This window comes from Arthrobacter sp. MDT2-3, from assembly GCF_059090465.1.
Map to the genome: position 1 here is coordinate 200,468 of NZ_JBNHFS010000005.1, position 26,815 is coordinate 227,282.

General features: G+C 64.4%; 27 protein-coding genes and 1 tRNA gene. 18 read left to right on the plus strand and 10 right to left on the minus strand.

The window, feature by feature from the left end; translation table 11 throughout:
• Positions 1-2: 2 nt before the first annotated feature.
• Together AC5RUQ_RS15970 and AC5RUQ_RS15975 are read left to right on the plus strand one after the other, a co-directional pair.
• Positions 3-1,343 carry a 3-oxoacyl-ACP reductase gene (locus AC5RUQ_RS15970; RefSeq protein ID WP_493948321.1) on the plus strand — a complete coding sequence of 447 codons (1,341 nt, stop codon included), beginning with the start codon at positions 3-5 and terminating at the stop codon, positions 1,341-1,343.
• Positions 1,340-2,251, plus strand: a complete 912-nt coding sequence (locus tag AC5RUQ_RS15975) for a MaoC/PaaZ C-terminal domain-containing protein (RefSeq protein ID WP_493948322.1) — start codon at positions 1,340-1,342, stop codon at positions 2,249-2,251. The genes AC5RUQ_RS15970 and AC5RUQ_RS15975 overlap by 4 nt, the downstream gene beginning before the upstream one ends.
• On the opposite strand, the gene AC5RUQ_RS15980 is transcribed toward AC5RUQ_RS15975, so the two are convergent.
• From AC5RUQ_RS15980 to AC5RUQ_RS15995, 4 genes are all read right to left on the minus strand, one after another.
• The gene (locus AC5RUQ_RS15980; protein WP_493948448.1) at positions 2,248-3,330 is read right to left on the minus strand and encodes an FUSC family protein; all 1,083 of its coding nucleotides are present in this window, start codon (positions 3,328-3,330) and stop codon (positions 2,248-2,250) included. The genes AC5RUQ_RS15975 and AC5RUQ_RS15980 overlap by 4 nt on opposite strands.
• A 146-nt stretch (positions 3,331-3,476) precedes the next feature.
• Positions 3,477-4,586: a serine hydrolase domain-containing protein gene (locus AC5RUQ_RS15985; protein WP_493948323.1), complete on the minus strand. Its 1,110-nt coding sequence runs from the start codon at positions 4,584-4,586 to the stop codon at positions 3,477-3,479.
• Positions 4,587-4,616: 30 nt separating this feature from the next.
• The gene (locus AC5RUQ_RS15990; RefSeq protein ID WP_493948324.1) at positions 4,617-5,708 is read right to left on the minus strand and encodes a glutathione S-transferase family protein; all 1,092 of its coding nucleotides are present in this window, start codon (positions 5,706-5,708) and stop codon (positions 4,617-4,619) included.
• Entirely contained in the window at positions 5,705-6,475 is a 771-nt protein-coding gene (locus tag AC5RUQ_RS15995; RefSeq protein ID WP_493948325.1) for a M50 family metallopeptidase, read from the minus strand. The genes AC5RUQ_RS15990 and AC5RUQ_RS15995 overlap by 4 nt, the downstream gene beginning before the upstream one ends.
• A gap of 113 nt (positions 6,476-6,588) precedes the next feature.
• Here AC5RUQ_RS15995 and AC5RUQ_RS16000 point away from each other — a divergent pair, with 113 nt between their 5' ends.
• A complete protein-coding gene (locus AC5RUQ_RS16000; RefSeq protein WP_430226187.1) occupies positions 6,589-7,053 on the plus strand; it encodes a GatB/YqeY domain-containing protein in 465 nt (154 codons plus the stop codon).
• An 87-nt stretch (positions 7,054-7,140) separates the two neighbouring features.
• Here the strand turns inward: AC5RUQ_RS16000 and AC5RUQ_RS16005 are convergent, their stop codons facing one another.
• Positions 7,141-7,443, minus strand: a complete 303-nt coding sequence (locus AC5RUQ_RS16005; RefSeq protein ID WP_066275770.1) for a DUF4193 domain-containing protein — start codon at positions 7,441-7,443, stop codon at positions 7,141-7,143.
• 208 nt (positions 7,444-7,651) lie between these two features.
• Between AC5RUQ_RS16005 and AC5RUQ_RS16010 the strand changes: the two genes are divergently transcribed.
• The 3 genes from AC5RUQ_RS16010 (at position 7,652) to AC5RUQ_RS16020 (ending at position 10,053) form a co-directional block, all read left to right on the plus strand.
• A complete protein-coding gene (locus AC5RUQ_RS16010) occupies positions 7,652-8,794 on the plus strand; it encodes a glycosyltransferase family 9 protein (protein WP_493948326.1) in 1,143 nt (380 codons plus the stop codon).
• Positions 8,791-9,762 carry a glycosyltransferase family 9 protein gene (locus AC5RUQ_RS16015; protein ID WP_493948327.1) on the plus strand — a complete coding sequence of 324 codons (972 nt, stop codon included), beginning with the start codon at positions 8,791-8,793 and terminating at the stop codon, positions 9,760-9,762. The genes AC5RUQ_RS16010 and AC5RUQ_RS16015 overlap by 4 nt, the downstream gene beginning before the upstream one ends.
• A 75-nt stretch (positions 9,763-9,837) precedes the next feature.
• On the plus strand, positions 9,838-10,053 hold the full coding sequence (locus AC5RUQ_RS16020; RefSeq protein ID WP_493948328.1) for a hypothetical protein: 216 nt from the start codon (positions 9,838-9,840) through the stop codon (positions 10,051-10,053).
• A gap of 31 nt (positions 10,054-10,084) precedes the next feature.
• On the opposite strand, the gene AC5RUQ_RS16025 is transcribed toward AC5RUQ_RS16020, so the two are convergent.
• Complete coding sequence (locus tag AC5RUQ_RS16025; protein ID WP_493948329.1) at positions 10,085-10,786, minus strand: SGNH/GDSL hydrolase family protein; 702 nt, start codon at positions 10,784-10,786, stop codon at positions 10,085-10,087.
• A 182-nt stretch (positions 10,787-10,968) separates the two neighbouring features.
• Between AC5RUQ_RS16025 and AC5RUQ_RS16030 the strand changes: the two genes are divergently transcribed.
• Together AC5RUQ_RS16030 and AC5RUQ_RS16035 are read left to right on the plus strand one after the other, a co-directional pair.
• Positions 10,969-11,511, plus strand: coding sequence for a GNAT family N-acetyltransferase (locus AC5RUQ_RS16030; protein WP_493948330.1), 543 nt, complete (start codon positions 10,969-10,971; stop codon positions 11,509-11,511).
• Between the two features lie 359 nt (positions 11,512-11,870).
• Positions 11,871-12,287 (plus strand): CBS domain-containing protein, encoded by a 417-nt coding sequence (locus tag AC5RUQ_RS16035; RefSeq protein ID WP_493948331.1) that lies wholly within the window; start codon positions 11,871-11,873, stop codon positions 12,285-12,287.
• A gap of 362 nt (positions 12,288-12,649) precedes the next feature.
• Here AC5RUQ_RS16035 and AC5RUQ_RS16040 read toward each other — a convergent pair.
• Positions 12,650-12,732, minus strand: a tRNA-Leu gene (locus AC5RUQ_RS16040).
• Between the two features lie 169 nt (positions 12,733-12,901).
• Here AC5RUQ_RS16040 and AC5RUQ_RS16045 point away from each other — a divergent pair.
• Together AC5RUQ_RS16045 and AC5RUQ_RS16050 are read left to right on the plus strand one after the other, a co-directional pair.
• Positions 12,902-14,206, plus strand: a complete 1,305-nt coding sequence (locus AC5RUQ_RS16045; protein ID WP_493948332.1) for a M20/M25/M40 family metallo-hydrolase — start codon at positions 12,902-12,904, stop codon at positions 14,204-14,206.
• Between the two features lie 10 nt (positions 14,207-14,216).
• Positions 14,217-15,377 carry an acyl-CoA dehydrogenase family protein gene (locus AC5RUQ_RS16050; protein ID WP_493948333.1) on the plus strand — a complete coding sequence of 387 codons (1,161 nt, stop codon included), beginning with the start codon at positions 14,217-14,219 and terminating at the stop codon, positions 15,375-15,377.
• Between the two features lie 23 nt (positions 15,378-15,400).
• Here the strand turns inward: AC5RUQ_RS16050 and AC5RUQ_RS16055 are convergent, their stop codons facing one another.
• Positions 15,401-15,634 carry a DUF5703 family protein gene (locus AC5RUQ_RS16055; protein ID WP_163163719.1) on the minus strand — a complete coding sequence of 78 codons (234 nt, stop codon included), beginning with the start codon at positions 15,632-15,634 and terminating at the stop codon, positions 15,401-15,403.
• A gap of 40 nt (positions 15,635-15,674) precedes the next feature.
• Here AC5RUQ_RS16055 and AC5RUQ_RS16060 point away from each other — a divergent pair, with 40 nt between their 5' ends.
• Positions 15,675-15,947 (plus strand): hypothetical protein, encoded by a 273-nt coding sequence (locus AC5RUQ_RS16060; protein ID WP_104043962.1) that lies wholly within the window; start codon positions 15,675-15,677, stop codon positions 15,945-15,947.
• Between the two features lie 33 nt (positions 15,948-15,980).
• On the opposite strand, the gene AC5RUQ_RS16065 is transcribed toward AC5RUQ_RS16060, so the two are convergent.
• Positions 15,981-16,916: an aldo/keto reductase gene (locus tag AC5RUQ_RS16065; protein WP_493948334.1), complete on the minus strand. Its 936-nt coding sequence runs from the start codon at positions 16,914-16,916 to the stop codon at positions 15,981-15,983.
• A 52-nt stretch (positions 16,917-16,968) separates the two neighbouring features.
• Between AC5RUQ_RS16065 and AC5RUQ_RS16070 the strand changes: the two genes are divergently transcribed.
• Complete coding sequence (locus tag AC5RUQ_RS16070; protein ID WP_430226199.1) at positions 16,969-17,802, plus strand: undecaprenyl-diphosphate phosphatase; 834 nt, start codon at positions 16,969-16,971, stop codon at positions 17,800-17,802.
• Between the two features lie 15 nt (positions 17,803-17,817).
• On the plus strand, positions 17,818-19,095 hold the full coding sequence (gene mshC / locus AC5RUQ_RS16075; RefSeq protein ID WP_493948335.1) for a cysteine--1-D-myo-inosityl 2-amino-2-deoxy-alpha-D-glucopyranoside ligase: 1,278 nt from the start codon (positions 17,818-17,820) through the stop codon (positions 19,093-19,095).
• Between the two features lie 52 nt (positions 19,096-19,147).
• On the opposite strand, the gene AC5RUQ_RS16080 is transcribed toward mshC, so the two are convergent.
• Positions 19,148-20,053, minus strand: a complete 906-nt coding sequence (locus AC5RUQ_RS16080) for a PAC2 family protein (protein WP_461190198.1) — start codon at positions 20,051-20,053, stop codon at positions 19,148-19,150.
• A 150-nt stretch (positions 20,054-20,203) separates the two neighbouring features.
• On the opposite strand from AC5RUQ_RS16080, the gene AC5RUQ_RS16085 reads away from it, so the two are divergent.
• The 5 genes from AC5RUQ_RS16085 to dop all read left to right on the plus strand — a co-directional run bounded on the left by AC5RUQ_RS16085 (position 20,204) and on the right by dop (position 26,769).
• Entirely contained in the window at positions 20,204-20,944 is a 741-nt protein-coding gene (locus AC5RUQ_RS16085) for an HAD family hydrolase (RefSeq protein ID WP_493948336.1), read from the plus strand.
• The gene (locus AC5RUQ_RS16090; protein ID WP_493948337.1) at positions 20,937-22,103 is read left to right on the plus strand and encodes a site-2 protease family protein; all 1,167 of its coding nucleotides are present in this window, start codon (positions 20,937-20,939) and stop codon (positions 22,101-22,103) included. The genes AC5RUQ_RS16085 and AC5RUQ_RS16090 overlap by 8 nt, the downstream gene beginning before the upstream one ends.
• Before the next feature lie 97 nt (positions 22,104-22,200).
• Positions 22,201-23,265 carry a tRNA (adenine-N1)-methyltransferase gene (locus AC5RUQ_RS16095; protein ID WP_493948338.1) on the plus strand — a complete coding sequence of 355 codons (1,065 nt, stop codon included), beginning with the start codon at positions 22,201-22,203 and terminating at the stop codon, positions 23,263-23,265.
• 82 nt (positions 23,266-23,347) lie between these two features.
• Positions 23,348-25,099, plus strand: a complete 1,752-nt coding sequence (gene arc, locus AC5RUQ_RS16100) for a proteasome ATPase (protein ID WP_163163736.1) — start codon at positions 23,348-23,350, stop codon at positions 25,097-25,099.
• On the plus strand, positions 25,096-26,769 hold the full coding sequence (gene dop, locus AC5RUQ_RS16105) for a depupylase/deamidase Dop (RefSeq protein WP_493948339.1): 1,674 nt from the start codon (positions 25,096-25,098) through the stop codon (positions 26,767-26,769). Before arc ends, dop begins: the two co-directional genes overlap by 4 nt.
• Positions 26,770-26,815: the final 46 nt, after the last annotated feature.

The following is a 26,815-nucleotide window of genomic DNA, read 5'->3' on the forward strand; positions in this document are numbered from 1 at the left end:
GCATGACAGACAAGTACGCACAACTGGTAAACCAGGGTTTGGGCAGGAACGTGGCCAAAAAGCTCGGGCTGCCCCAGCCGGCAGTACTGCGCCGGTACGAGCCCGGCCAGCCCTTGATTACCGGGCCCATCCTGGTCCAGGGCGGCACTGCCGGTGCCGACAGCCTCGCCGCCGAACTGCTCTCCTGGGATCTCGACGTCAGGCGGCACGCCGTTCCGCGGGAGAAGCTTGGTGCCATCATCATGGTGCTGGACGAAGTGGCGGAACCTGAAGACCTCGGGAAGCCGATTCTCTCCGCTGCAGCCTCCCTGCGGGATCTCGCCCAGGGAGGCCGTGTCGTGACGGTGTCCCGGCCTGCCTCGGACGCACCCTCGCCGGCGGCAGCAGCCGCACGCCAGGGGGTGGACGGGTTCCTGCGCTCCCTGGCCAAGGAACTGCGTGGTGGTGCCACCGGCAACGGTATTCTCCTGGCGCGGGACGTGAACACAACGAGCCCAAGCGCGCTGGCGGCAATCCGGTTCTTCCTCTCCGGCCGCTCCGCATTCGTGGACGGCCAGTTCGTCACGGTGTCCACGACGGCGGGAGAACTTTCCACGGACCCTGAGAAGCCCCTGGCCGGGAGGATCGCCGTCGTCACCGGAGCAGCCCGTGGCATCGGTGCGGCCATAGCCCGGACACTGCACCGGGACGGCGCCACCTTGGTGTTGGTGGACATCCCTGCGGCGGGCGACCAGCTGGCTGCGGTGGCGAATGAGGTGCGGGGGACAGCCCTCCAGCTGGACATCAGCAGAGGGGAGGCCGGGCAACGGATCCTGGAGCACGCCGCCCAGCGGTACGGGCGCCTGGACATTATGATCCACAATGCCGGCATTACCAGGGACAAGCTCCTGGCCAACATGGATGAGGGCCGCTGGAACTCAGTGATCAACATCAACATTGCCGCCCAGCTCCGGATCAATGAGGCCCTCCTGGCCTCAGAACACTTCCGCAGCTCTCCCCGGATCGTCTCCGTCGCCTCCACCAGCGGCATCGCCGGCAACCGCGGCCAGACAAACTATGCGGCGTCCAAGGGCGGAGTCATGGGCATGGTTCGCGCGACTGCGCCGCTTCTAGCCGCCCAAGCCGGCAGCATCAACGCCGTCGCGCCGGGGTTCATCGAAACCGAGATGACGGCCCGGATACCCTTTGCACTGCGGGAGATGGGCCGGCGCCTGAACTCGCTTCAGCAGGGTGGCCAGCCAACCGACGTCGCAGAGACCATAGCCTTCCTGGCCAGCGACGCGGCTGGCGGTATCAACGGCGAGGTGCTCCGGGTCTGCGGCCAGAACCTGGTGGGGGCATGACGCCTGTACAGCCGCTCATCCTGGGGGAGATGCCGTCGCTTTCCAAGCTCTACGTCAATGCTGCCGCCCAGGCCGCCCGGCGCCGGCTGCTGGGGACGCATGACGGATCAGTCCTTCCGGCAGAGAGCCACGAAGTCCGCGGCGTCACGGTTGACGTCGGTAACCTTACGGCCTACCAGCACCTCATCGGCGAAACTGCCAGTGACGTGCTGCCCGCAGGATTCATCCACGCCCTGGCTTTTCCGCTCGCCATGAGCGTCATGAACCGGGATGATTTTCCCTTGCCGCTGCTCGGGATGATCCACCTGCGCAACGTCGTGGAACACAGGCGGCCGCTCGTCTTCACGGATACCCTGGTCATCGCCGCGCACGTGGAGAACCTTCGTGGTCACCGGTCGGGCACACAGGTGGACCTGGTGGTCGAGGTCCGCAGGGCCCCGGGTGGGGAAATCTCCTGGCGGGGGGTCTCCACCTATCTGGCCAAGGGCGTTTTCCTGCCGGGAATCGACAAACCAACAGTCGCCCCGGCACGGCCGGAGTTCACGGCGCCGGATCCCACCGCGCTGTGGCAGCTCGGGGTGGACACCGGAAGGGCATACGCGGCAGTTTCCGGCGACTTTAACCCGATCCACCTCAGCGTGCTGTCCGCCAAGGCACTGGGCATGCGCCGCTCCATCGCCCACGGCATGTACCTAGCGGCCAGGGCACTCGCCGACGTCGGCGCGGTCCGGGGGGATTCCTTCACTTGGGAAGTCGACTTTGAGGCGCCGGTTTTCCTTCCCTGCCGGGTCGCCCTGGACATCAGTACGGTGCAGGGGGCGGCAGGAGCTTGGGAGCGTTCCGACTTCGTCGCGTGGAATCCCCGCTCCGGCCGCCGTCACTTCAGCGGCTTAGTCGCCGCCCTCTAGAGTTTCCCCTGGGGCGGTGCCTCCGAATCACTTGACGGGTGGACGGCGCGAAGGATCCGGTGGAGGCTCAGGAGGATGGATTCGGACGCCGGAACCGCGCCTTCGTCCAGCTCACGGGTGGCGGTGGCTGCCATGCAGGCTTCCACCGCCGTCCTGGCGGCCTGATAGAGCTCCTCCTGCTGTTGCGGGTCTTCATTGCTGAATGAGCGCAGCAATTCGCCCGTGGCGGTGATAGCCCCGGCCAGCGGACCGTTGTCCTGCAGCGGGACGGTGTACGGCACGTCGCTTTCCCAGATGACGTCGGAGAGCACGTCCGTCATGTCCTGAATGTGGAAGGTTACCCTCTCCAGCTGGCGGAGATTACGGTAGTCACGGTCGATGTCCCGGGGGTGGAGTTTACGGCGGGGGTTGGCACGCCGGCTGGCATCGGCTTCCTTGACGAGATGGCGTACGGTGCGGGCGGCTGATGCAAGCTCATCCGAACGGCGCGACCATTCCTCGTGCTCGGGCGGCCATTCTTCCTCCAGCGCGGCGCCCATGTCGGTCAGTTGCCTGCCCAAGGCAAAGCGGAGTTCATCGAGGCTGGCCGCGGCGGCTTTCAAGTGCAGCGGGGGAAAAACCAAGAAGTTCACTGCGATGCCTACGGCAACGCCGGCGCCCATCTGCACAAGGTAGCCAAACGAAAAGTCGTCCGCGTTGCTGCCTCCCACGAGGAGCACCAGCAGGGCCGCCGTCGGAATCCAATCACTGCCCGAGCCAATTCCCGGCAACCCGCCCAGCAGTACGCCTATGCCCATGAACAAAGCGACCGTCAGGGGCGAGGGATCCGCGATGTTCACCAGGATGACCGCGAGACCTATTCCCATACTGAGTCCGGCGAGGGCCTGGAAGCCTTGCCGGACTGATCCGGCCACGTTGTGGTACATCGCCACCAGCGCTCCCAGCGGCGCGTAGTACGGGTAGTTCGCGGCTGCGCCGGGCATGAGCGGGGCGATGAGGAAGGCCAACCCTGCGGCCAGGGCGGCTTTGGCCGCCAACTGCAGGCGTTGTGCAGCGAGCGCCGCGGACAGTCCTTCCACTGCCTGCTTCAGAAACTGGGTCCCCTTGGCCCACCGGACTGCCGGACGTGCTTGAGATTTGCCCATCCGATCCACCCTAGGGGGCCTGTGGGGCAAGGGACAAAGCCACTGGTCAGGACGGCAGTAAAAGGCGGCGGGCGAAACTTCTAGGACAAAGCCGCCGCTGAACGGCGCACGGCTGCGGCCAACTGGTGTGCCTTTCCAGGGGTGCGGCCGTCCTCTGCCCGCCGTGGGATGTAGCCGAATCCCAGGCCGTAGGCGGGGTCCGCGAACCCGAGGGCAGCGTTGGCGCCTTCGTGGCCGAAAGCCCGGTGGCTGCCAAAGTTCCGGGAGGGATGCGGCTTCATAAAAACCACGGCGAAAGCGTTGTCCAGGCCGGAGGAACGGTCCAGGCCCCACACCTGTTCCTGGGACATCAGCTCCACCGTTCCGGGAGCCAGGAATCCTTCCCCACCGCTGACGCCGGTGGTGGCTGCGGCATAAAGCCGGGCCAGTCCCTCAGCAGATCCCACTCCGCCGGCCGCCGACATGCCGGCACCGCGGACACTGCGGACGTTGGGGAGCTCCATGATGGTGCTGACGGGTGCATTGCTGTTCAGCCCGTCGAGGCTGAGCGGATCGACCCAGGGCTGTTGCGGATCGATGGTGTACAGGACGTCCCGGTAGCGGGGCTCCATGTCCGCCGGCAGGCCCAGGAAGAAATCGATGTCCAGTGGCGTCCGAATCCGGCGGTCATAGAAGTCCTGCAGCGATTCTCCTGCGGTGCGGCGGCACAGCTCTTCCATGATGATCCCGATGGTCAGGGCGTGGTAGCCGAACTGGCGGCCAGGCTGCCAGGACGGCCGGGCCGCTGCGAGGCGGGCGGCAGCACCAGGGGTGGTGAACCCGTCAAGGGCGAAACCGCCCTCCACCCCCATGATTCCGGCCTGGTGGGACAGCGCCTCCCGCACCAGCAGCCGGTCCTTGCCATGCACCGCAAACTCCGGCCAGTAGTGGGCAACCCGGGCGTCAAGGTCAAGCAGCCCGTCCTGGACCAGGAGTGCGACCACCATGGCCGCGACTCCCTTCGAGCAGGAGTACGCGCCCGTTATCGTATCTTCGTCCATGTCCGGTCCACCTGTAAGTCCCACCACCTGCTTCCCGTGATGGTAGGCCGCCAGCTGCGCACTGTACTGCGGGTCCTCAGCCAGGAATGATTCGAAGAGCTCCAGGACATTTTCGTAGCCGGGCGCTACGTGGCATTGAGTTGTCTGCATCCGGCCAGTTTAGCCAGAAAGCGCTTTCCTTCAGGAGTCCGCTCCGTGTCCCGGCGCAACTTCTTCGCCGGTCTTCACCGGCCCCGGCGGGGTTCCATCCCCGAAGGGCCGGCCGCCCAGGGACTCGCGCCCGTGAGCGTCAAGCCAGCCACCCAGCGCTGGGCCGGCAGGGACGATGCCGGTGGGATTAATGTCCTCATGCACGATGTAGTAGTGCTGCTTGATCTGGACGAAGTCGGTGGTGTCGCCGAACCCGGGAGTCTGGAACAGGTCGCGCGCGTAGCCCCAGAGGGCAGGCATCTCGCTGAGTTTCTGGCGGTTGCATTTGAAGTGGCCGTGGTAGACGGCGTCGAACCGCGCCAGCGTGGTGAACAGCCTCACGTCGGCTTCCGTGATGGTGTCGCCCACCAGGTACCGCTGCCGGGAGAGCCGGTCTTCCAGCCAGTCCATGGTTGACCAAAGCCTCGCATAAGCGGCGTCGTAGGCCTCCTGCGACCCCGCGAAGCCGCAGCGGTAGACCCCGTTGTTGACTTCGGTGAACACCCGTTTGTTGACCTTGTCGATCTCCTCCCGGAGATGCTCGGGGTACAGCCGGGGTGCGCCGGGCCGGTGGAACTTCGTCCATTCCGTCGAGAAGTCAAGCGTGATCTGCGGAAAGTTGTTGGTGACCACTGCTCCGGTGGCCACCTCAACAATCGCCGGAACGGTAATGCCCCGCGGGTAGTCAGGAAACCGCTTGAAGTACGCCTCCTGCAGGCGTTCGATTCGCAGGACCGGGTCAACGCCGTCGGGATCCAGGTCGAAAGTCCAGGACCGCGCGTCATGCGTGGGGCCGGGCTGCCCGAGGGAAATGGCATCGTCCAGCCCCAGCAGCCGGCGGACAATAACCGTCCGGTTTGCCCAAGGGCATGCCCTTGCGGCGATAAGGCGGTAGCGTCCCGACTCCACTGGCCAACCGGGCTCCCCGTTAAGGCCCGGCCTGCCGTCTGCGGTGATCCGGTCCTCGATGTAGTTGGTGTCGCGGTTGAATTCCGCTCCACCGGTTACGTAGGCGCCGCGCGTGCTGTGCTCTGCGGTACCCCCGCCGTCCACTTGCTGGGTGCTTTCCGTTTCCTGGCTCATAAAACCACCCTAAACCCCGCTGGCAGGACTGCAGAGATAGGCTGCCAGGCGACCAGCCAGGACCCGCCCACCAGGACCGTAAACAGGAGGATCCACACAACGGAAGGAACCGCCGTCGCACGGTACAAGAGGTACGCGTCGGAACTGGCAAGCCGCTCCCTGCGCCGCAGGTGCACATGCGCGAGCTTAATCAGGTCCCGTACGGCGCCCACCAGCAGTACCAGGCCCAGGATGACGGACACATGGCCCACGAAACCGGCCGGCACCAGGAAAATAAGAGTTATGTTGCCGCCTATCGCAGCGGTGGTGATGAGGAACCCCGCGGAGTTGCGGAGGAAGAGCAGTGTCGCTGCAAGGGCCACCGTGCTGACCGCCAGGGCGGCAGGACCCCACCCGGTGAAGCCGCACCACACGAACGCGGCGCCTACGACTGCAGGGACGGGATACCCCCAGAAGCAGGACCACACGGTGGCGAGTTTGCTCCGGCTGTATGTGGTGGTGGTGCCTGAATGGTCGAACCGAAGCCGTATCCCTGACAACCGCTGGCCGCTCGTGACTGCTGCGAAGGCATGTCCCAACTCGTGGGTGGCTGTTGCAAGCAGGCCCACATACTTCCAGGACTGGCGGGGGATCGACAAGGCAGTCACTATGCCCAGGGCGAGAATCAGCTCAGTGAATGTAATGACGGGAAGGTCGGTGCGGCTGAAGGCACTGATGAACGTATTCCAAGGGTCCTTGGCAAGGTTCACCGAATGCTTCCCGGGCATGAGTGGTCATTTTTGGCCATAAGCACCTACGGTACTAGGGATGGGTGGACGCTGCCGCGGCGCCCTGCGGCGCTCCGTCCCAATGAAAGAAAAAACACAGGAACAGAGGAAACGTGTCATCTTTGAAGGAACGGTTGCAGGCCGACGTCGTCATCCATATGAAGGAACGCAATAAGACTGCGCTGACCACTGTCCGGAACGTCTTGGGCGAGATTGAGACCCGCGAGAAGTCGGGGAAGACACCCGTGCAGCTCGATGATGCGCAGGTGACGTCACTGCTTCAAAAGGAAGCAGCGAAGCGCCGGGACACGGCTGGCATCTACGCGGAAGCCGGACAGCCGGAGCGGGCGGCGGCGGAAATTGCTGAAGCGGAGGTGATCGAGTCTTACCTGCCAAAGCCCCTGTCCCTGCAGGAGGTGGAGGCGATTGTGGACGAGGTCATCGACGGGCTCCGCGCCGAGGGACGCGAACTGACGCCGCGGCAGATGGGCGAAGTGATGAAGCCCGTGACGGCGAAGGTTGCAGGGCGCTTCGATGGCAAGGAAGTCAGCCAGCTGGTGCGCCAAAAGCTCGCTTAAAGCGGAAAGGCACGTCCACACGATAGTGGGCGTGCCTTCTGCTCAGTTAGGGGCGGCTGAATGCGCCGTCCCGCCTGACTTCCTGATTTAGCCTTCGCACTCCGTGCAGTAGCTGTGGCCGTCCTTCTGGCGCGCAATCTGCGAGCGGTGGCGGACCAGGAAGCAGGAGTAGCAGGTGAATTCGTCCTCGGCCTGGGGGATGACCTGAACAACGAGCTCCTCAGCGACAAACTCGCCGCCGGGTACGCCCGCGCCGTCGAGGCCGTCAGCTTCGTCCAGCTCCAGGACGACGCTGCGCGCGTCGGGAGCGTTGGCTGACTGGAGCTGCTCGAGAGAGTTGTCCTGCGATTCCTTGACGTCGGAACGCAGTTCGTCGTAATCGGTTGCCACTTTAGGTGCTTCTCTTTTCTTTGGTTCGTCTGTCGCGTATGAAACGTACAGCATCATCCGGGTATTCCCCAATAGCCGGAGTATATTGACCGCCGTTTGGGTAGAGGTTTAAGGAAACGGCCTCAAGGTTCATCACCCTACTGTGGCTGTACGGGCCGGGGAGGTCGCAGCGAACGCTGCGGTCTCCCCACTATCTGAAGGGGTATATGTGGAGCAGCTCACTGCAGAATTCGGAGGCGCCGGGCGGACCGGCACGGGCGTTGGTCCTGTCCTGGAAAAGTTTGAGTCGGTATCAAGGATAGCCGTATTGCGCGGCGGGGGCCTCGGCGACCTCATTTTCGCTATTCCCGCCATTGCCGCATTGAAAGCGGCATACCCCCAGGCCTCCATAACCCTCCTCGGCACGCCGGCGCACAAGGCTTTGATCGCCGCGACGAAGAGCCCGGTGGACGAGGTTCAGGTCCTTCCCTTTTCCGAAGGTGTCCGGCCCGGAGCCGAAGACGAAGAAGAGCTGGAGCGGTTTTTCGAGGAGATGCGGGCACGCCGCTTTGATCTGGCGGTCCAGGTCCATGGCGGCGGGCGGTATTCCAATCCCTTCCTGCTCCGGCTCGGCGCCCGCCACACTGTTGGAACGCGCACGCCTGACGCAGCAAGCCTGGAGCGTACGGTGCCCTACCTCTATTACCAGCATGAACCGCTAAGGGCCCTGGAGGTGGCCGGGTTCGCGGGTGCGTTCCCTGTTGATCTCGAGGCGAGGCTGGCTCCGGCGGAGGGCCTGCGCCCCTCACCCCAAACGGCCGACGACGATAGCCAGCCTTTAGTGGTGATGCATCCCGGCGCTACGGATCCCCGCCGTCGTTGGCCGGCGGAGCGGTTCGCTGAACTTGCCGTCGCCTGCGCCGGGGACGGCTTCCAGGTGGTGGTAGTGGGCGATGAGAGCGAGAAGGAACTTGCCGGGCGGATCGTCGAACTGGCCGCCTCGGGCCACGTACGTTCCGTGGCTGGTGAACTGGACATGGCAGGCTTGGTGGCACTGCTGGTCCGTGCGGCGGTGGTGGTCGGAAATGACAGCGGCCCGCGCCACCTGGCCCAAGCCTTGGGGGTTCCGACCGTCGGTATCTTCTGGGCCGGCAACGTTATCAATGCCGGTGCACTGGGCCGGAGCCTTCACCGGATCCACGCTTCCTGGGTGACCGCCTGCCCCACCTGCGGCATAGATGTGACCCAAGTCGGCTGGACGGCACCGCGCTGCTCCCACGACGATTCGGCGGTGGCCGGCATCGCCGTGCGGGATGTGCACGAGGATGTCCGCAGCCTTGCGGCCACGGAACTGTCCGGGCAGCAGTCATGAGCGCTACGGAGAGTGCGCCAGCGCGGGAAGCCAACGAGCCGCACGACGGGAAACCGGAGCTCCTGGTCCTTCGGGCGTTGAAGCTTGGGGACCTGCTGGTCGCAGTGCCTGCCCTGAAGGCGCTCCGGCGTGAGTTCCCGGAACACCGGCTGAGGTACGCGGCCCAGGGCTGGCTTTCTGAGGCGCTGGGGCTCGTGGGCGGTTATGAACTTCTGCCCACGCACGGCCTGGACGAGCCGCTGGCCATGGAACCCGGCGTTGTGGACGTGGCAGTGAACCTGCACGGCAGCGGGCCGGAAAGCCAGGGCAGGATTGAGGCGTTGCAGGCCCGCCACACCATAGGCCACCGGAGCCAGTACCGGGACGGGCCGCCGTGGCGGGCCGAGCTCCACGAGAGGGAACGCTGGGTCAGTCTCCTGGCATGGCACGGCATCGAGGCCGACCCCCTGGACATCCACCTGGATACTCCCCATGTGCCCAGCCCCGTACCGGGTGCCACCGTTTTACACGTTGGAGCCGCCTACGGCAGCCGGCTCTGGCCCGCCGAGCGGTTCGCAGCTGTTGCCGCAGCCCTTGACTCGGCTGGGCACAACGTTGTCTTCACCGGTGGCAGCAGCGAGAGGGACCGGGCCCTTGACGTGTGCCTGCGGTCGGGGCTTGCCGAGGATGCAGTGTTGGCGGGACGGCTTGGCCTGGCGGAGTTCGCCGCGACCATCGCAGCGGCCCGCCTGGTGGTCTCCGCCGATACGGGGGCTGCGCACCTGGCTTCCGCGTACGGAACGCCGTCTGTGGTGTTGTTCGGGCCTGCTCCGCCCGAGATCTGGGGTCCGCCCCCGGGTCCGCACGTCGTCCTGACCCGCGCTGAGCTGCGGCGGGGAGACACTTTCGCGGCCGAGCCGGATCCGGCGCTGTTGGCCATTACCGTGCCGGATGTTCTCGCTGCAGTGCGGGAGCTAGGGGTGTTCTAGGCGTACTGCCCAGGCGCATCAAGCCGGGGCCGGCCAGGCCTCCTGCCGGACGCCGGAAAGTCCTAAAATAATGCCATGGGCACCGAGATCGAAATTGCCTTGGTATTGACGATGGCGTTCCTGTGGGTCGTCGGCACTTTCGCCATCCTGTCCGGGATTGACCGATTGGAGCGGAAGGCCCGGCGCCAGGAGCGCAGGGCCGACCGGGAGCGGCAACGCCGCGTCCAGTACCGTCCGGTTGCGCCCCGCTCCCGGCTGCTGGGCCGTAGAAGGCACGCGCACACCCGTTAGCCTGCACCCGGGGGAGGATGGCATCGTCTGTTTACCCCACCCCATGTGGTGGGGGAGCAGATTCGGACCGGGCCGCACCGGCGATCACCACCGAGTGGGGGTTGGGGTGGCCGGCCCGGACCAGGGTGGCAATGGCGTGCGCAATCTTCCGGCCACCCTGTGACGAAGGTTCAATGGGGTTGGCGTAGTCGGCGTCTTCGCTGCAGATCAGCCTCAGGTCGATCACCGGCGTGCCGCTGGAAAAGGCTGCCCGAGTAATCGAATCGTTGAAGAGGGACAGTGCTGCCCTGACGATCTTCTGGTTCGGTTCCGATGGGGGAGTGTCGTAGATGGTGCATACCGCCGCGGGCAGGCCCTGTGACAGGACGGCGGGCAGCATGGCCCGGTAGTCGGCGTCGAACCTGTCCCTTCCGGCGTCAAGCATGAGCAGGGCCTCGGCAACCGAGCCGGGCCGCTCCTGCAACAACGGCGCGTAGCCCAGGGCATCATTGCCACCGACGCTCACCACCAGGTGGGTAGCGTCCCGGGGAAGGCCGCGGAGCTGGCGGGCGACGCCGGTGATGACGTCCCCGTCGATGGCCAGGAGCGAGCATTTCCAGCCTGGCAGTTCCTGGCGCAGCTGGCTGATGACGTCCGGGCCGCCGTCAACATAGGCAGCATTGTCGAAGATGGAGTCGCCCAGCAGGACCACGTGCCCCGTCTCCTTGCCCTTTCCAAAGTCCATGAGGGTCATGTTCCACCCTGGTGCCCGTAACCGCCACCCGCGTCAGCGGGACAGAATCTGCCCTTCGTGGAACCCACCCGGCGACACGAGTGGGAACCGGGACAAATGACGCGCTCCTACTTCGCATCTACCGGTTAGGGAGTTCATCACCCAGAGGCCCGGAGCCCCGGGAGTATAGGTAGAGTCTCGAAGTGACCTCATCCAAGAACACCTTGATTGACGACATTGAGATCCGAATATCGCGCTCCAGCGACGCCGGGAAATTGAAAGACGCCTATCTGACAAACAGGGAGTACCTCACCCCCTGGGAGCCAGCACGCTCCGAGGATTTTTTCACTGTGGCCGGGCAGAACAAAATCATAGAAGCGCGTTTGGCCTCCTACGCTGCTGGTTCTGAAGTACCGTGGGTAATTCTCGATATGGATCGCATTATCGGCGCCATAACGCTTACTGGAATTGTGCTCGGACCTTTTTGCAGCGCCAACGTTGGGTATTGGATAGACCACGAGTACTCCGGCCGGGGAATCGGCTCGGCGGCCCTGACCCATGTGCTCGGTTATGCAAAGAACAAGATGGGCTTGCACCGCATCCAGGCGGCAACCCTTCTGCACAATGCCGCGTCACAAAAGATTCTTCAACGTGCCGGCTTCGAAAAGATTGGAGTGGCGCCGGCTTACCTGAAAATCGCCAGCACTTGGCAGGACCATAACCTCTACCAGCGCATCCTCTACTGAAAGACTGCGTCAGCGCGGCCGGTACCCTTGCCGTTCTGAGTGGCAGGGTCCTCAGCCGAAAGTCGGATGAAACCCGGTCTGTCAGCACGACGCGCACCGATTTAGACTGAAGCATTCCGGGCAACCCACCGCTTCCGGTCCACGTCGCGGGGACGCCCAGCCAGGACAGGAGGAACCTATAGGAGATCCGGGCCAAAGCTAGTTCTCGCTGGCGCGCAGGTCAGAACGGACCTGCGCAAGTTCAGGGACTTCATCGGATCTGACGGCACATTACCTGACGCAGGGCGACGAAGCCGTAGGAAAACCCCGTGACCGGGGAACTTCTAACGCCCGCTCGGGCGCAACCTAAGGAGAATGCCATGACCACAGCACGTGAAATTATGACCGGCGGCGTTGAATGCATCGGTGAGAATGAAACTCTGGAAGCAGCGGCGCGGAAGATGAAAGACCTGAACGTCGGCGCACTGCCAATTTGCGGCGAGGACAACCGGCTCAAGGGCATGATCACGGACCGGGACATCGTCATTAAGTGCTTCGCGGAAGGCGGCGATCCCCGTACGGCGAAGGCAGGCGATTTTGGCCAGGGCAAGCCTGTCACCATCGGTGCGGACGATTCCGTCGAAGAGGCGATCAGCACAATGCAGGAGCATCAGGTGCGCCGGCTGCCGGTCATTGACGGCCATGATCTGGTCGGCATTCTCACGCAGGCAGACATTGCCCGGAACTACCCGGAGGACAGAGTCGGGGAACTCGTAGAGCTCATTTCCTTCTACTGAGTGCACTCAAAACGAAGGTAGGAAGCGGCTGCCCCAGGGCCCTCCATCAGCTGTGTGCACAGCTGGTGTTCATCGCATTCATGTATGTGCAACACGTTTTCTCGCTAATGCCCATGTACCCGGGCGGTGAAATACGTCACGCCCTGATGCTGAGGAGGCCCTGATCAGTTCGGTCACCTGGTCCGCAATCCACCTCCCGGTCTTGGGCCTGTGGGTTATCCTGTTGCTCTGGCGCCGTAGGTTACTCCGAAAGAGCAATGCCTAGCGGAATATACCTTGGCAGAACTGGTTGAGCGAAGCGGCCGCGCGGTCAGACACAAGGAAGCCCCGGAAAATCAATGATTTTCCGGGGCTTCCGTTTGTGCGCGGAGGGGGACTTGAACCCCCACCCCCTTTCGAGGACTAGCACCTCAAGCTAGCGCGTCTGCCATTCCGCCACCCGCGCAGGTGGTATTTCGGGAACCGTTTCCGCCTTTCAGCGTTTCGGGTTTCTCCGAAGCAGCGAGAAAAACTCTAACACGACTTTTCCCGAAACATCGAATCGGACCAAGTGGGTAGGCTGAGGGCAGCAATCCAGCGCTGCAAACCCGTCATTCCCCAGTGAGGAGCCCTCAATGCCTGACGTCCTGCCCGAGGATGAAGTTGTCCGTATCTGCCAGGAACTCATCCGGATAGATACGTCGAACTTTGGTGACGGGTCCGGTCCGGGGGAGCGGGCTGCGGCAGAGTACGCCGCAGGGCTCATCGAGGAAGTCGGTATGGAGGCTGAGATCTTTGAGTCAGCGCCAGGGCGGGCCAACGTGGTTACCCGGATGGCCGGCGAGGATCCTTCCGCCAGCGCACTGGTGGTGCACGGCCACTTGGACGTGGTGCCAGCCCTCCGCGACCAGTGGTCGGTGGACCCGTTCGGAGCCGAACTGAAGGACGGGCTCATCTGGGGCCGCGGCGCCGTCGACATGAAGGACATGGACGCCATGATCCTCGCAGTCCTGCGAAGCTTTGCCCGCACGGGCAAAAAGCCCAAGAGGGACATCATTTTTGCCTTCTTCGCGGACGAGGAGGCAGGCGGCGCGTATGGTGCCCGCTACGCCGTGGACAAGCGCCCGGAGCTCTTTGAGGGTGCAACCGAAGCCATCTCGGAAGTGGGCGGGTTTTCGGCAACCATCGGCGGGCAGCGCACCTACCTGCTGCAGACCGCCGAAAAGGGCATCTCCTGGCTGCGCCTCGTGGCCCATGGGAGGGCGGGCCACGGCTCACAGATCAACACCGACAACGCCGTAACCCGGCTCGCGGCCGCAGTGAACCGCATCGGGGAATACAAGTGGCCGATCGAACTGACACCCACCACCAGGCAGTTCTTGGACGGCGTGACGGAACTCACGGGGGTTGAGTTCGACGCCGACAATCCCGACCTCCTGCTGAACCAGTTGGGGACGGTGGCGCGGTTTGTGGGCGCAACCCTGCAGAACACCACCAACCCCACGCTCGTGAAGGGCGGCTACAAGCACAACGTCATCCCGGAATCCGCTGAGGCGCTCATCGACTGCCGCACGTTGCCCGGCCAGCAGGAGCACGTCCTGGAAATCGTCCGGGAGCTGGCCGGAACGGGGGTGGACGTGAGCTACGTCCACAACGATGTGTCCCTCGAAGTGCCCTTCGCCGGCAACCTGGTGGATTCCATGATCGACGCCCTGCATTCCGAAGATCCCGGTGCCAAAGTGCTGCCTTACACACTGTCGGGCGGCACGGACAACAAGTCGCTCAGCAGGCTGGGCATCACCGGTTACGGTTTCGCACCCCTGATGCTGCCGGATGAGCTTGACTTCACCGGCATGTTCCACGGCGTGGACGAGCGCGTTCCCGCCGACTCCCTCAAATTCGGCGCCAGGGTGCTCAACACCCTGCTCACCAACTACTGAGCAGGCCCGCATGACCCCGGAAGAAGTCCTGCCGGACGCCCTTTTGGAACGGATCCGTGCCAGGGCCGCCGGATACGACAGGGACAACGCATTTTTTCACGAGGACCTGCAGGAACTTGCGGAGGCAGGTTACCTGAAGCTTTTTGTCCCCGCGGCCGACGGCGGGAAGGGCCTTGGGCTGGAAGCGGCGGCGCAGTGCCAGCGAAGGCTGGCAACGGCTGCGCCCGCCACCGCCCTGGCGGTCAACATGCACCTGGTGTGGACCGGCGTCGCGCATGTCCTTCAGGCAAGAGGGGACAACTCCCTGGATTTTGTCCTCAAGGAAGCCGCCCAGGGCGAAGTCTTCGCCTTCGGCAACTCCGAAGCAGGGAACGATTCAGTCCTGTTCGACTCCCGGACGGTGGCCGAGCGGCAGCCCGGCGGCGGCTACACCTTCAGCGGTACAAAAATCTTCACCAGCCTGTCGCCGGCGTGGACCAGGCTGGGCATCTTCGGAAAAGACCCGTCCGCAAGAGAGGGTGACGGTGAACTCGTCCACGGCTTCATCACGCGCGAAACAGCCGGCTACAGAATTCTCGATGACTGGGACACCTTGGGAATGCGCGCCAGCCAGTCCAACACCACGGTCCTCGAGGGCGTCCACGTCCCCGAAAACCGGGTCTTCCGGAAACTACCCGTCGGACCCAACCGCGACCCTCTGATTTTCGCCATCTTCGCGTGCTTCGAGACGCTGCTCGCAGCCGTCTACACGGGAGTGGGGGAGCGGGCGCTGGAAGTGGGCGTCGAAACCGTCAAGCGCCGGACTTCCTTCAAGAATGCGGGACGGAGCTACGCGCAGGATCCGGACATCCGCTGGAAAGTGGCGGAGGCCGCGATGGCTATGGACAACCTGTACCCTCAACTGGCCTCGGTCACCGCCGACGTGGACGCCCTCGCCGATCACGGTCCGCAGTGGTTCCCGAAACTCGTAGGCCTCAAGGTCAACGCCACGGAGACCGCACGCCGCGTTGTAGACCTCGCCATCCGCGTCAGCGGCGGATCAAGCTACTTCCGGGGATCAGAGCTCGAACGGCTCTACCGGGACGTTCTGGCTGGTATGTTCCATCCGTCCGACGACGAATCAGCCCACAACACAATAGCCACGGCCTGGCTGGGGCCCCTCGAGGATTAGACGGTCCGCTGGACCCCTGTTGTCTACACGGTCCGCTGGACCTGCAGAACCCGGCGGCGGAGCCAGAACCGCCTGCCGCCCCCGACGTACAGCTTGCTGCGCTCCAGTTCCCACTTGCCGTATTCGGAGTGCTCCACCAGCCGGCGCCTGGCTTCGTGCAGTGAATCGACAGGGCTGACCGTCAGTACCAGGTACTCGTACTGCTTCGCATAGTCCCGTTCCCGCTGGACCGAGCTGGTGAGAAATTGTTCCTTCATTTGCTCTCCATTTTCGTCCTTTTCCGGCTAACGTGAAGGCATGAGCATCGATCCGCGTGTCGCGCTTCAGTCCTTGACCACCGCTTTGGAAGAACACCTTATAGCAGCATCCAACCGCCGCGGAGATGGTGACCCCTCCGTGGAGGCGGCGTTTTTCGCAGTAGCCGATGCTTTTGAAGTCTACGAGGACGCACTCTACGAGGCCTACAACGAGGTCACGCCGCTTCAGGTCTTTGACGACGAAGATGACGAGGAAGAGGAAAGCGACGTGGACGACGAAGACCTTGAAATTGTCGAGGACCGGAACGTCTGACACAAGGCACGGGCCCCGCTCCCAGCGAAAGCCCTACTGAAGCGCTGATGCGTCTTCCAACGCGCAGGCTATCTCCGGCGGCAGGGGCGTCAGTTGGGCATCCACGATTTCCTTGAGCTGCGCAGGCGTGCGCGGGCCGACTATCGCCGTGGCGACACCGTGCTGGGAAAGCAACCAGCTCAGCGCCACGTCCTGCGGCGTCCGGCCCAGGCCCTTGGCCGCCATGCACACGGCCTCGACTGTCCTGGACGCTTTCCCGTCCAGATAAGGCTCGACATACCCGGCATCCGTGACGGACGCTCCCCGTGAACCGGCAGGAATGCTGCCCCGGTACTTTCCGGTCAACACCCCACGGCCAAGGGGTCCCCATGCCATCAGGCCCAGGCCTGCATCCTCGATTGCCGGAATCAGCTCCGCTTCAGGCTGCCGCTGCAGGAATGAGTACTCGGCCTGGGCCGCCACCAGGGGAAACCCTGCGATGGCCGCGGCCTTGGCCGTCTGCCAGCCGTTGAAGTTCGAGACCCCGGCGTACCGGGCCCTTCCGGTCCGTACGGCGAACTCCAGCGCGGACAGCGTTTCGTCCAGCGGCACGTTGCCATCCCAGGCCTGCGCAAACCAGATGTCCACGTAGTCGGTGCCCAGCCTGGCCAGGCTGGCCTCCAGGCCGGTGAGCATCGCGTTCCGTGACGTGTCCACACCCCGCCGGCCATCCGGCGTCGTCATCCCTGCCTTGGTGGAGATGGAAATCTCCGTGCGGGCAACCACGTCGCCCAGCATTGCCCCAATCATGGCCTCCGAACGTCCATCGGCGTACGAGGCTGCCGTATCGACATGCCGTCCGCCGGCGTTCAGGAAGGTGCGCAGCAGCTCGGCGGCGTCCTGTTCGTCGGTCTCGCCGGCCCAGGACATGGTGCCCAGGGATAGGGCGGAAACTCGCAATCCACTGTTGCCGACGTAACGCTGCTGCATAGCAGCAAGCTTACGGGCAGAACCAGCACTGCCCATGCCGTAGGGTCTTAGCGTGAACTGGTTTGAGGCGGCCCTGCTGGGCCTTGTGCAGGGACTGACCGAATTTTTACCGATTTCATCAAGCGCCCATCTGCGGATCGTTGGGCAGTTCCTGCCGAACGCCGCCGACCCCGGAGCCGCTTTTACCGCCATCACGCAGCTGGGTACCGAAACCGCGGTCCTGATCTATTTCTGGCGGGACATCGTCCGGATCGTAAAGGCGTGGGCCGGTTCCCTTTCCGGAAAAGTCTCCAGGCAGGACCCTGACGCCAGGATGGGCTGGCTTGTTATCCTGGGCAGCCTGCCCATCGTGGTGCTGGGTCTGCTGTTCCAGGACCAGATCGAGTCAGTGCTCCGCAGCATGTGGATCGTGGCCACCATGCTGATCGTGTTCGGCCTGTTCCTTGCCGTTGCGGACGCAGTGGGCAAGCAGGAACGGGACCTCAGCCGGCTGACCTACAAGCACGGCATCCTCTACGGCCTTGCTCAGGCCATGGCGCTCATCCCCGGCGTGTCCAGGTCCGGCGGTACCATCACCGCGGGCCTCCTGATGGGCTACACCCGCGAAGCTGCGGCACGGTACTCGTTTCTGCTGGCCATTCCCGCGGTGTTTGGCAGCGGGCTGTTCCAGCTCTACAAAACCGTGTCCAATGAGGGCATCACCGGCCCCTACGGGTTGCCGGAGACAGCCCTGGCCACCGTGATCGCCCTGGTGGTGGGCTACATCATCATTGGCTGGTTCCTGAAGTTCGTCTCCACCCGGAGCTACCGCCTGTTCGTCTGGTACCGGATCTTCCTGGGCCTGGCCCTGTACCTCCTTCTCGGTTTCAATGTCATCAGCGCCTAGCACTAGGCTTGGCGTGTGAAATCCTGGATCTCCCGCCCTGTTCCCAACGTGCCCGGCAGCATGCCGGCCATCCGGTTGTTCGATACCGCTGTGGGCCGCGAGGTGGCCCTGGAAACAGATGGCCGGCCCTCCATGTACGTTTGCGGCATCACGCCCTACGACGCCACGCACATGGGCCACGCCGCGAGCTACGTGGCGTTCGACCTCCTCAACCGCGTTTGGCGCGATGCCGGCCATGAGGTGTCCTATGTCCAGAACGTGACGGACGTGGATGATCCGCTGCTGGAACGCGCCACGGCCACCGGCGTGGACTGGCGGGACCTCGCAGCAAGCCAGATTGAGCTTTTCCAGACAGACATGGAAGCGCTCAACGTCCTCGCGCCGGACCACTACGTCGGCGCGGTCGAGTCCATTTCACTGATCGTGCCCGAGGTGGAGCGGCTGGTCAGCCTGGGGCTGGCTTACAAGGTGCAGGGCACCAACGGCGAGCCGGACGGGGATGTCTATTACGACGTCGAGGCCGCAGGCAAGCAGTCCGCGTCACCGGACGCCTGGTCCCTGGGATCCATCTCCGGCCTCGCCGAAAGTGAAATGCTGGAGCTCTTCGCCGAACGTGGCGGTGATCCCGGCCGCTCCGGAAAGCGCCAGGCGCTGGACCCGCTGCTGTGGCGGGTGGCGCGGGAAGGCGAGCCCAGCTGGCCCGGCGGCAGCTTGGGAGCCGGCCGGCCCGGCTGGCATATCGAGTGCACGGTCATCGCGCAGAAGTACCTGCCCTCGCCCTTTACCGTCCAGGGCGGCGGGTCGGACCTGATCTTCCCGCATCACGAAATGGGTGCCGGCCACGCGTTTTCACTGGCTGGAGTCCCCCTTGCCAGGCATTACGCCCACGCCGGAATGGTGGGGCTGGACGGCGAAAAGATGAGCAAGTCCAAGGGCAACCTGGTGCTGGTGTCGAAGCTGCGCGCCGCAGGGGAGGACCCGGCAGCCATCCGGCTCGCCATCCTTGCCCACCACTACCGTTCGGACTGGTCCTGGACGGACGAAGGATTCGCTGCCGCGAAGTCAGACCTCGCGTCATGGCGCCGTGCGCTGGACCAAGCCCCCGAAGGCTCCGCGGAACCGCTGATCGTGGAGATGCGGGCAGCCCTTGCCACCGACCTGGACGCCCCCTCTGCCGTTGCAGCGGTCTCCAGCTGGGCACGGAAGGCGGACGACACCGGCGCTGCCGCCAGCCCTGCAGACCAGCACCTGGTAAAGGACGCCGTCGACGCCCTCCTGGGCATCCGGCTCTGAACTGGCAGTCCCCGGCGTAACGCCGGGAACTGCCATCTACAGGAACCCGCCTTTAGGGCCTGTCCTGCCCGCGGCGTTTGAGGTAACGCTCAAACTCGCGGGCAATGGACTCGCCCGTGGCTTCCGGAAGGTCAGCGGTGTCTTTGGCCTCTTCCAGCTGCCGCACGTAGGCCGCGATTTCCGGGTCCTCGGTGGCCAGCTCGTCCACGCCACGTTCCCAGGCATCCGCTTCCTCCGCCAGCTCGTGCGTGTCAAGGGGAACCTGGAGCAGTTCCTCGATCCGGTGGAGGAGGGCCAGCTGTGCCTTCGGCGATGGCGCCTGCGCAACATAGTGGGGGACGGCGGCCCATAGCGAGACCGTGGGGATGCCTGCAAGGAGGGACACCTCGGAGAGTACTCCGACGATTCCCACCGGGCCTTCGTACTGCGAGGCTTCCAGGTTCATGCGTTCCCGCAGCGGTGCGTCGTCGGAGGACGTGCTCACCGGAATGGGCCGGCTATGCGGAACATCTGCCAGCAGTGCGCCCACCAGGACAACGTAGTCGACGTTCAGTGCTTCGGCGTGCACCAGGAGTTCCGCCGTGTAAGCCCGCCATTTATAGGACGGCTCGGTGCCTTGGACAAAAATGACGTCAACGTTCGAGCCGGGTGCGCTGGCCTTGTAGATCCGGGTGGAGGGCCACTTGATCTTGCGTTCTCCGGCAGCATTCCTGCGCACGGTGGGCCTTGTGAACTGGAAATCGTAGTACTCGTCGGCATCTATGGACGCCACTTTCTTGCCGCCCCACAGCTTATTGAGGTAGCGCAGCGAGTCGCTTGCAGCCTCCCCGGCGTCGTTCCAGCCTTCAAAGGCGGCCAGCATCACTGTGACGCGCTGTCCGTCAGCCACAGGCTGCAGGAAGCGCTCACGGGCGGGTCCGGCACCCGGTTCGGTGGTGTCTCCCTCGAAGCTATTCATTTCTTCACCCTACGTCCAAGGAGCAGGGTCTTGCATTGAATGAAGCGCCGAAAAATGCGTCTGAATCTCCCGAAGAGGCAGCAAACCCGGCCGTATTCGCCGAGGGCGTAGCCACAGCCCCCGTCCAGACAGTCCCCGTAGACTGGGGGCATGCGACCGCCACCCACAAGTTCCCCGCTCAAAGCCGTCCTCTGGGACATGGACGGCACCATCGTGGATACGGAGCCCTACTGGATAGCGGCTGAACATGCACTGGTGGAAGCCCACGGCGGAAGTTGGTCCCATGAACAGGCCATGCAGCTCGTAGGACAGTCTTTGACGTTCTCCGCCGGCCTCCTCCAGCAGGCGGGCGTCGATCTTGGGGTCCGCGACATCATTGACACCCTCACCGCAGAAGTGGTCTCCAGCGTTAGGCGTCGGGTGCCGTGGCGCCCGGGTGCGCGGGAGCTCCTGGAAGACCTCCACCTTGCCGGTGTGCGATGCGCACTGGTGACCATGTCCGAGGGGCCGCTGGCCCGGGAAGTGGTGTCAAGCCTTCCCCGCCCCTACTTCGAAGTGGTAGTCACCGGGGATACCGTGGCGCAAGGAAAGCCGCACCCGGAGGCGTACCTGAAAGCAGTGGAACTGCTCCAGGAAGACGACGCCGGTCTGGCGATCCACCACTGCGTGGCGCTTGAAGATTCGGAACCGGGCGTGGCAGCGGCAGTGGCGTCCGGAGTGGCCACCGTCGCCATTCCCCACATCGTCCCACTGCCTGAAGACGGGCGCTACACGTTATGGGAGTCCCTGGCGGGACGGTCCCTGGCTGATCTTGAGGACCTGGTGGTGGCCCGCTCAGCAGCGCCGTCCGCTGCAACACCGGCCGGCCTGCTGGAGACTTCCCATGACTGAGACCGCGGCCCCGGTCCGCCGGGAGGGAATCCCATTGGGCAGGATTGCCGGTGTTCCCGTTGTCCTCGCTTATTCGTGGTTCCTCATCGCCGCCTTCACCGTGATTGTCTACGGGCCCGTACTTGGCCGGAACAACCCTGCCCTTGGTGCAAGCGCTTACATCATTGCTTTCGCCTACGCTGTCCTGCTGCTCGTCTCCGTCCTGGTCCACGAACTGGCCCATGCCCTGACGGCCAAGATCTATGGGTGGCCAACCCAGAAGATCGTGCTCAACCTCTGGGGCGGGCATACGCAGTTCGAGAGCTTCACTGCCACCCCGGGACGGTCCGTGCTGGTGGCCCTTGCCGGCCCCGCCGCCAACTTTGTCCTGGCCGCAGGCGCCTGGCTGCTTCTGACCGGTGCCACCCTGGGCAGTGTCGCCGAGATCCTCACTAACATCTTTATGTGGGCAAACTTCCTCATTGCCGTCTTCAACGTCCTGCCGGGGCTCCCGCTTGACGGAGGCCGGCTGGTGGAATCCGCCGTCTGGAAGGCCACCGGCAGCCAAGCCAAGGGAACGGTGGCAGCAGGTTGGGGCGGCCGCATCATCGTGGTTGCGCTCGTCTACTGGTTCATCCTCCGGCCACTGCTTGCCGGTGACTCACCGGAGTTCAGCCTGCTCATGATTACCGTGCTGGTGGGCGGCTTCCTGTGGATGGGAGCCTCGGCCGCCATCCAGCAGGGAACGCTGCGCGGACGGCTGCATCTGGTCAGCGCGGCAGGGTTGTCGACGCCAGCCGTCGGCCTGCCTGCCACGGCGTCGGTGCAGGACGCACTCCGGCTTGGCGCACCGGACAGAACGTCAGTGGTGGTGTACGGCCATGGCGGACGGCCCGAGGCCGTCGTTGATCCTGCTGCGCTGGCTTCGGTTCCGGCCGCTGCCGCCGGGGCAACTCCCATCACTGCTGTGTCCTATGCCCTTGCCGCGGGCGCGTACGTACCGGAATGGTCGAAGGGACAGGAACTCCTGCACTTCCTCTCCCAACTCGAAGGACGGGACTACGCCGTAGTGGACCACAACGGCAGGGTGACCGGGCTGCTCTCCCAGGACGCGGTGCTGTCCGCGATCACGGGCAGGCGCCAGCAACCCGGTAGGCACCCGCAGGGCAGGAACCGGTAGAGTTACCTGCCGGTCGTGCATTGCCGCCGCAGAAGCCACAATGTCCTTAAGGACATCGGCGCGGGGGCACCACAGTTTTACAGGAGCGAGGAAAATCATGAGCAGCGAAACTGCCGTCAACGAAGCCACAGCAGCAGCCGAGTCCGGTGTCGCCGCCAGCGGCTCGCAGCCGGTGGGAGCTGCCCGTCGCCGCGGTCCCTTCCGGGAAGGCGAACGCGTCCAGTTGACCGACGAGCGGGGGCGCATGAACACGATCACCCTCGAAAGTGGCGGTGCTTTCCATACCCACCGCGGTTTCCTGAACCACGATGACATCATCGGCAAGGTTGACGGCTCAGTAGTGGTCAACAACGTGGGCCAGCAGTACCAGACCCTGCGCCCGCTGCTCTCTGATTTCGTCCTCTCCATGCCCCGGGGAGCTGCCGTGGTGTACCCCAAGGACGCCGGGCAGATCGTTACCATGGCCGACATCTTCCCCGGTGCCCGGGTGGTGGAAGCAGGCGTTGGATCCGGCGCCCTCTCCATCTCGCTGCTCCGCGCTGTCGGAGACAACGGCTACCTGCACTCCTTTGAACGGCGTGAAGAATTCGCGGACATCGCCCGTGGAAACGTTGAGACGATTTTCGGCGGCCCGCACCCTGCCTGGCAGATCTCCCTTGGCGACTTCCAGGAGGAAGTGGTGCGCAGCGAGGCCCCGGGCTCCGTGGACCGCGTGGTCCTGGACATGCTCGCGCCCTGGGAGTGCCTCGATGCCGTGGCCACGGTCCTGGCGCCGGGCGGCGTGTGGATCAACTACGTGGCAACCGTCACCCAGCTCTCCAGGACAGCGGAGGCCATTCGCGCCGACGGCCGGTTCACTGAGCCGGACGCCTGGGAGTCGATGGTCCGTGGCTGGCACCTCGAGGGCCTCGCCGTCCGCCCCGACCACCGGATGGTGGCCCACACCGGCTTCCTGCTGGTCACCCGCCGGCTGGCCGACGGCGTCACTGGCATCTCCGTCAAACGGCGCCCCTCAAAGACAGACTTTAACGAGGAGGACGTCAACGCCTGGACGCCGGGCGCGGTGGGGGAGCGGCTGGTCTCCGACAAAAAGCTTCGGCGCGCCGCCCGCGATGCCATTGCGGGCACGAACGTCAAGGACACGCCGGACATCACGAACTAGTCCATATTTCGGGAGTCTCCCACCCTACCTGCCATCTTGGGACTAAGGTCTTAATAGAAGCGCAGGAAGGGGCTGATACATCATGGAGACGCCAAACCAGGACTCCGGACGTACACCGGCAGAGCAGTCTGCCGCCAACGACCTCTCGGTTGCCGACCGCCAGGTCAACATCCTTAGGGACAAGCTCAGGCACATCGACCGCCAGTTGGCTGCGGCAACGCAGAACAATACCAAGCTGGTCACGATGCTTGAGGCCGCGAAGGCCGAGATTCTCCGGCTGAAGAACGCGTTGGACCAGGAAGGACAACCTCCCTACAGCTTCGGCACCATTCTCCAGCTGAACCCCCGGAGGCAGCCCTCACCGGGCAGCAGCGGGCAGGCGGCCACTGAAGAATCAGTGGACATCTTCAACGCCGGCCGGAAAATGCGGGTGGGCATCAGCCCCCTAGTGAACATCAACCAGCTGGCCGTGGGCCAGGAAGTCCTCCTCAACGAGGCGCTCCTGGTCGTCGCCGGGCTCGGTTACGAGCGGGCGGGGGAACTGGCCACCCTAAAGGAGATGCTCGGCTCGGACCGCGTTCTCGTGGTGGGACGGGCCGACGAGGAGCGGGTGGTCCGGCTTTCCGGTGCGCTGCTCGCCGAAAAGCTCCGGGTGGGCGATGCCCTCTCCATCGACTCGAGGACCGGCTACGCACTGGAGAAAGTGCCGCGGTCCGAGGTGGAGAACCTGGTCCTCGAAGAGGTCCCCGACATTACGTACGAGGACATCGGTGGACTGGGACCGCAGATCGAACAGATCCGCGACGCCGTCGAACTGCCCTTCCTGCATCCGGACCTTTACCGGGAACACGGCCTGAAGGCGCCCAAGGGCATCCTGCTGTACGGCCCTCCCGGCTGCGGTAAGACCCTCATCGCCAAGGCCGTGGCCAATTCACTTGCTGCCCGTGCCGCGGAGCGCTCCGGGAACGTGGACCTGAAAAGCTACTTCCTGAACATCAAGGGCCCCGAACTCCTGGACAAGTACGTAGGCGAAACGGAGCGCCACATCCGGCTCATCTTCTCCCGCGCCCGGGAAAAGGCGTCAGACGGCAGCCCCGTAGTGGTATTTTTCGACGAGATGGACTCGCTGTTCCGCACCCGCGGCACAGGGATTTCCTCCGACGTCGAAACCACCATCGTTCCCCAGCTGCTCAGCGAGATCGATGGTGTGGAGCGGCTGGACAACGTCATCGTGATCGGCGCGTCCAACCGTGAGGACATGATCGACCCGGCAATCCTTCGGCCCGGCCGGCTGGATGTCAAGGTCAAAATCCACCGCCCGGATGCCGAGGCTGCTGCGGACATCTTCAACAAGTACATCACTCCGGACCTGCCGTTCCACGAATCCGACCTCGCTGAGCACGACGGTGACGTCCAGGCCACGGTGGACGCCATGGTCCAGCGCACGGTGGAAGCCATGTACTCCACGGACAAGTCGAACGAGTTCCTGGAAGTCACGTACGCGAACGGTGACACCGAGATGCTGTACTTCAAGGACTTCAACTCCGGCGCCGTGGTGCAGAACGTGGTGGACCGGGCCAAAAAGTACGCCATCAAGGACCTGTTGACCACACACCAGAAGGGGCTGCGGATCGAGCACCTGCTGCGGGCCGTGGTGGACGAGTTCCGCGAACACGAGGACATGCCCAACACCACCAATCCGGACGACTGGGCCCGGATCTCCGGCAAGAAGGGTGAACGGATCACTTACATCCGCACCATCGTTCAGGGCAAAGCCGGCCAGGAGCCTGGAAAGTCGATCGAAACAATGCCGACCACAGGGCAGTATCTATGACGGCTGCGCAGGAACCTGCCCCCGGGGGAGCCCTCCCCGTAGGCGGGGCCTTGCGGGTCATGGGAGCAGAAACCGAATACGGCATCCATGCCCCGTCCGCCCCGTCGGCGAACGCCACCATGATGAGCGCGAGGGTGGTCCAGGCATATGCCCAGGTGACCCGCCAGCGTGCCGCAGGCGGGGCAGAAACGCGGTGGGACTACACCGACGAGGAACCCCTCCATGACGCACGGGGCTGGACGGTGGACAGGGGATCCGCCCACCCCAGCCAGTTGACCGACCAGCCGCCGGTACTGGACGCGGAGGCCGTTGCGCTGGCCTACGGCCGGGAGGAACTCGAACTCGACGGGCAGGATGAGTCCGGCACCCTCCTGATGAACATGGTCCTCGGCAACGGAGCCAGGTTGTACGTGGACCACGCCCATCCCGAGTATTCAAGCCCTGAGGTGACGAACCCCCGTGATGCGGTCAAGTGGGACGCTGCCGGTGACGTCGTGGCGCTGGCCTCGGTGCGGCGGCTGTCCGCTGATCCCGACCTGCCACCGGTAAACCTCTACAAGAACAACACTGACAACAAATCTGTGTCCTACGGGTCACACGAGAACTACCTCATGCCCCGCTCCGTTCCGTTCGGGGATATCGTCCGCGGGTTGACGCCCTTCTTCGTCAGCCGCCAGATCCTCTGCGGGTCCGGCCGGGTGGGGATCGGACAGGACGCTTCCACCCCCGGCTACCAGATCAGCCAGCGGGCTGATTTCTTCGAAGCCGAGGTGGGCCTTGAAACCACCATCCGGCGTCCCATCATCAACACCCGGGACGAACCCCACTCCACCGCGGACAAATACCGCCGCCTGCACGTGATCATCGGTGATGCCAACCTCAGCCAGGTCTCCAACTACCTGAAGTTCGGAACCACGGCCATGGTCCTCAGCCTTATCGAAGCCGGGCTCGCACCAAAGATCGAGGTGTACGAACCCGTGGCCGGACTGCAGACGGTCAGCCACGACACCTCCCTTACCGCGACGCTTCGTCTGCTGGACGGCAGGCGTGTCACAGCCCTCGACCTCCAGTGGATGTATCACGAAGCCGCTGCAAAGCTGGCACAGGACACCGGGGTCGGTGACGCCGTGGACGGCGATGGACACACCCACGACGTGCTGGACCGGTGGGCCACCGTCCTCACCCAACTGGACAATGACCGGGCAGCGGCTGCCCGGTCCGTTGAGTGGGTCGCAAAGCTCTCGCTCCTTGAGGGCTACCGCGAACGTGACGGCCTGGAGTGGAACGACGCCCGGCTTGGGCTGGTTGACCTTCAATGGGCCGACATCAGGCCGGAAAAAGGCCTTTACTACCGCTTCCTCGCCAGGAACCGCGTGGACAGGATTGTCGACGACGGCGCCATAGCGGCTGCCGTGGGCGAGCCGCCGCCGGACACCCGTGCGTTCTTCCGCGGCAAGTGCATCAGCAGCTTCGGCAAGGACGTGGTGGGGGCCAGCTGGGACTCGGTCATCTTCGACGTCCCGGGCTACGGCAGGCTTCAGCGCGTGCCCACCCGGGAGCCCCTTCGGGGAACCAAAGCACTGACCGGAGCGTTATTCGAACGCTACCGTGAAGCAGGCCCCTTCCTCGCGGAACTCCTGGGACACAACAGAACTCCGCCTGCGGCATAAACCGCGCCGGAAGGCCTGCATCGTGGCAGGATTGGCATATCGGAGG

Excerpts from the sequence above, each read along its gene's own strand:
- AC5RUQ_RS15970 (WP_493948321.1), top strand. The coding sequence starts at position 3 with ATGACAGACAAGTACGCACAACTGGTAAACCAGGGTTTGGGCAGGAAC.
- AC5RUQ_RS15975 (WP_493948322.1), top strand. The coding sequence starts at position 1,340 with ATGACGCCTGTACAGCCGCTCATCCTGGGGGAGATGCCGTCGCTTTCC.
- AC5RUQ_RS15985 (WP_493948323.1), bottom strand. The coding sequence starts at position 4,586 with ATGCAGACAACTCAATGCCACGTAGCGCCCGGCTACGAAAATGTCCTG.
- AC5RUQ_RS15990 (WP_493948324.1), bottom strand. The coding sequence starts at position 5,708 with ATGAGCCAGGAAACGGAAAGCACCCAGCAAGTGGACGGCGGGGGTACC.
- AC5RUQ_RS15995 (WP_493948325.1), bottom strand. The coding sequence starts at position 6,475 with ATGCCCGGGAAGCATTCGGTGAACCTTGCCAAGGACCCTTGGAATACG.
- AC5RUQ_RS16015 (WP_493948327.1), top strand. The coding sequence starts at position 8,791 with ATGAGCGCTACGGAGAGTGCGCCAGCGCGGGAAGCCAACGAGCCGCAC.
- AC5RUQ_RS16020 (WP_493948328.1), top strand. The coding sequence starts at position 9,838 with ATGGGCACCGAGATCGAAATTGCCTTGGTATTGACGATGGCGTTCCTG.
- AC5RUQ_RS16025 (WP_493948329.1), bottom strand. The coding sequence starts at position 10,786 with ATGACCCTCATGGACTTTGGAAAGGGCAAGGAGACGGGGCACGTGGTC.
- AC5RUQ_RS16035 (WP_493948331.1), top strand. The coding sequence starts at position 11,871 with ATGACCACAGCACGTGAAATTATGACCGGCGGCGTTGAATGCATCGGT.
- AC5RUQ_RS16045 (WP_493948332.1), top strand. The coding sequence starts at position 12,902 with ATGCCTGACGTCCTGCCCGAGGATGAAGTTGTCCGTATCTGCCAGGAA.
- AC5RUQ_RS16050 (WP_493948333.1), top strand. The coding sequence starts at position 14,217 with ATGACCCCGGAAGAAGTCCTGCCGGACGCCCTTTTGGAACGGATCCGT.
- AC5RUQ_RS16055 (WP_163163719.1), bottom strand. The coding sequence starts at position 15,634 with ATGAAGGAACAATTTCTCACCAGCTCGGTCCAGCGGGAACGGGACTAT.
- AC5RUQ_RS16060 (WP_104043962.1), top strand. The coding sequence starts at position 15,675 with ATGAGCATCGATCCGCGTGTCGCGCTTCAGTCCTTGACCACCGCTTTG.
- AC5RUQ_RS16065 (WP_493948334.1), bottom strand. The coding sequence starts at position 16,916 with ATGCAGCAGCGTTACGTCGGCAACAGTGGATTGCGAGTTTCCGCCCTA.
- AC5RUQ_RS16080 (WP_461190198.1), bottom strand. The coding sequence starts at position 20,053 with ATGAATAGCTTCGAGGGAGACACCACCGAACCGGGTGCCGGACCCGCC.
- AC5RUQ_RS16085 (WP_493948336.1), top strand. The coding sequence starts at position 20,204 with ATGCGACCGCCACCCACAAGTTCCCCGCTCAAAGCCGTCCTCTGGGAC.
- AC5RUQ_RS16090 (WP_493948337.1), top strand. The coding sequence starts at position 20,937 with ATGACTGAGACCGCGGCCCCGGTCCGCCGGGAGGGAATCCCATTGGGC.
- AC5RUQ_RS16095 (WP_493948338.1), top strand. The coding sequence starts at position 22,201 with ATGAGCAGCGAAACTGCCGTCAACGAAGCCACAGCAGCAGCCGAGTCC.
- arc (WP_163163736.1), top strand. The coding sequence starts at position 23,348 with ATGGAGACGCCAAACCAGGACTCCGGACGTACACCGGCAGAGCAGTCT.
- dop (WP_493948339.1), top strand. The coding sequence starts at position 25,096 with ATGACGGCTGCGCAGGAACCTGCCCCCGGGGGAGCCCTCCCCGTAGGC.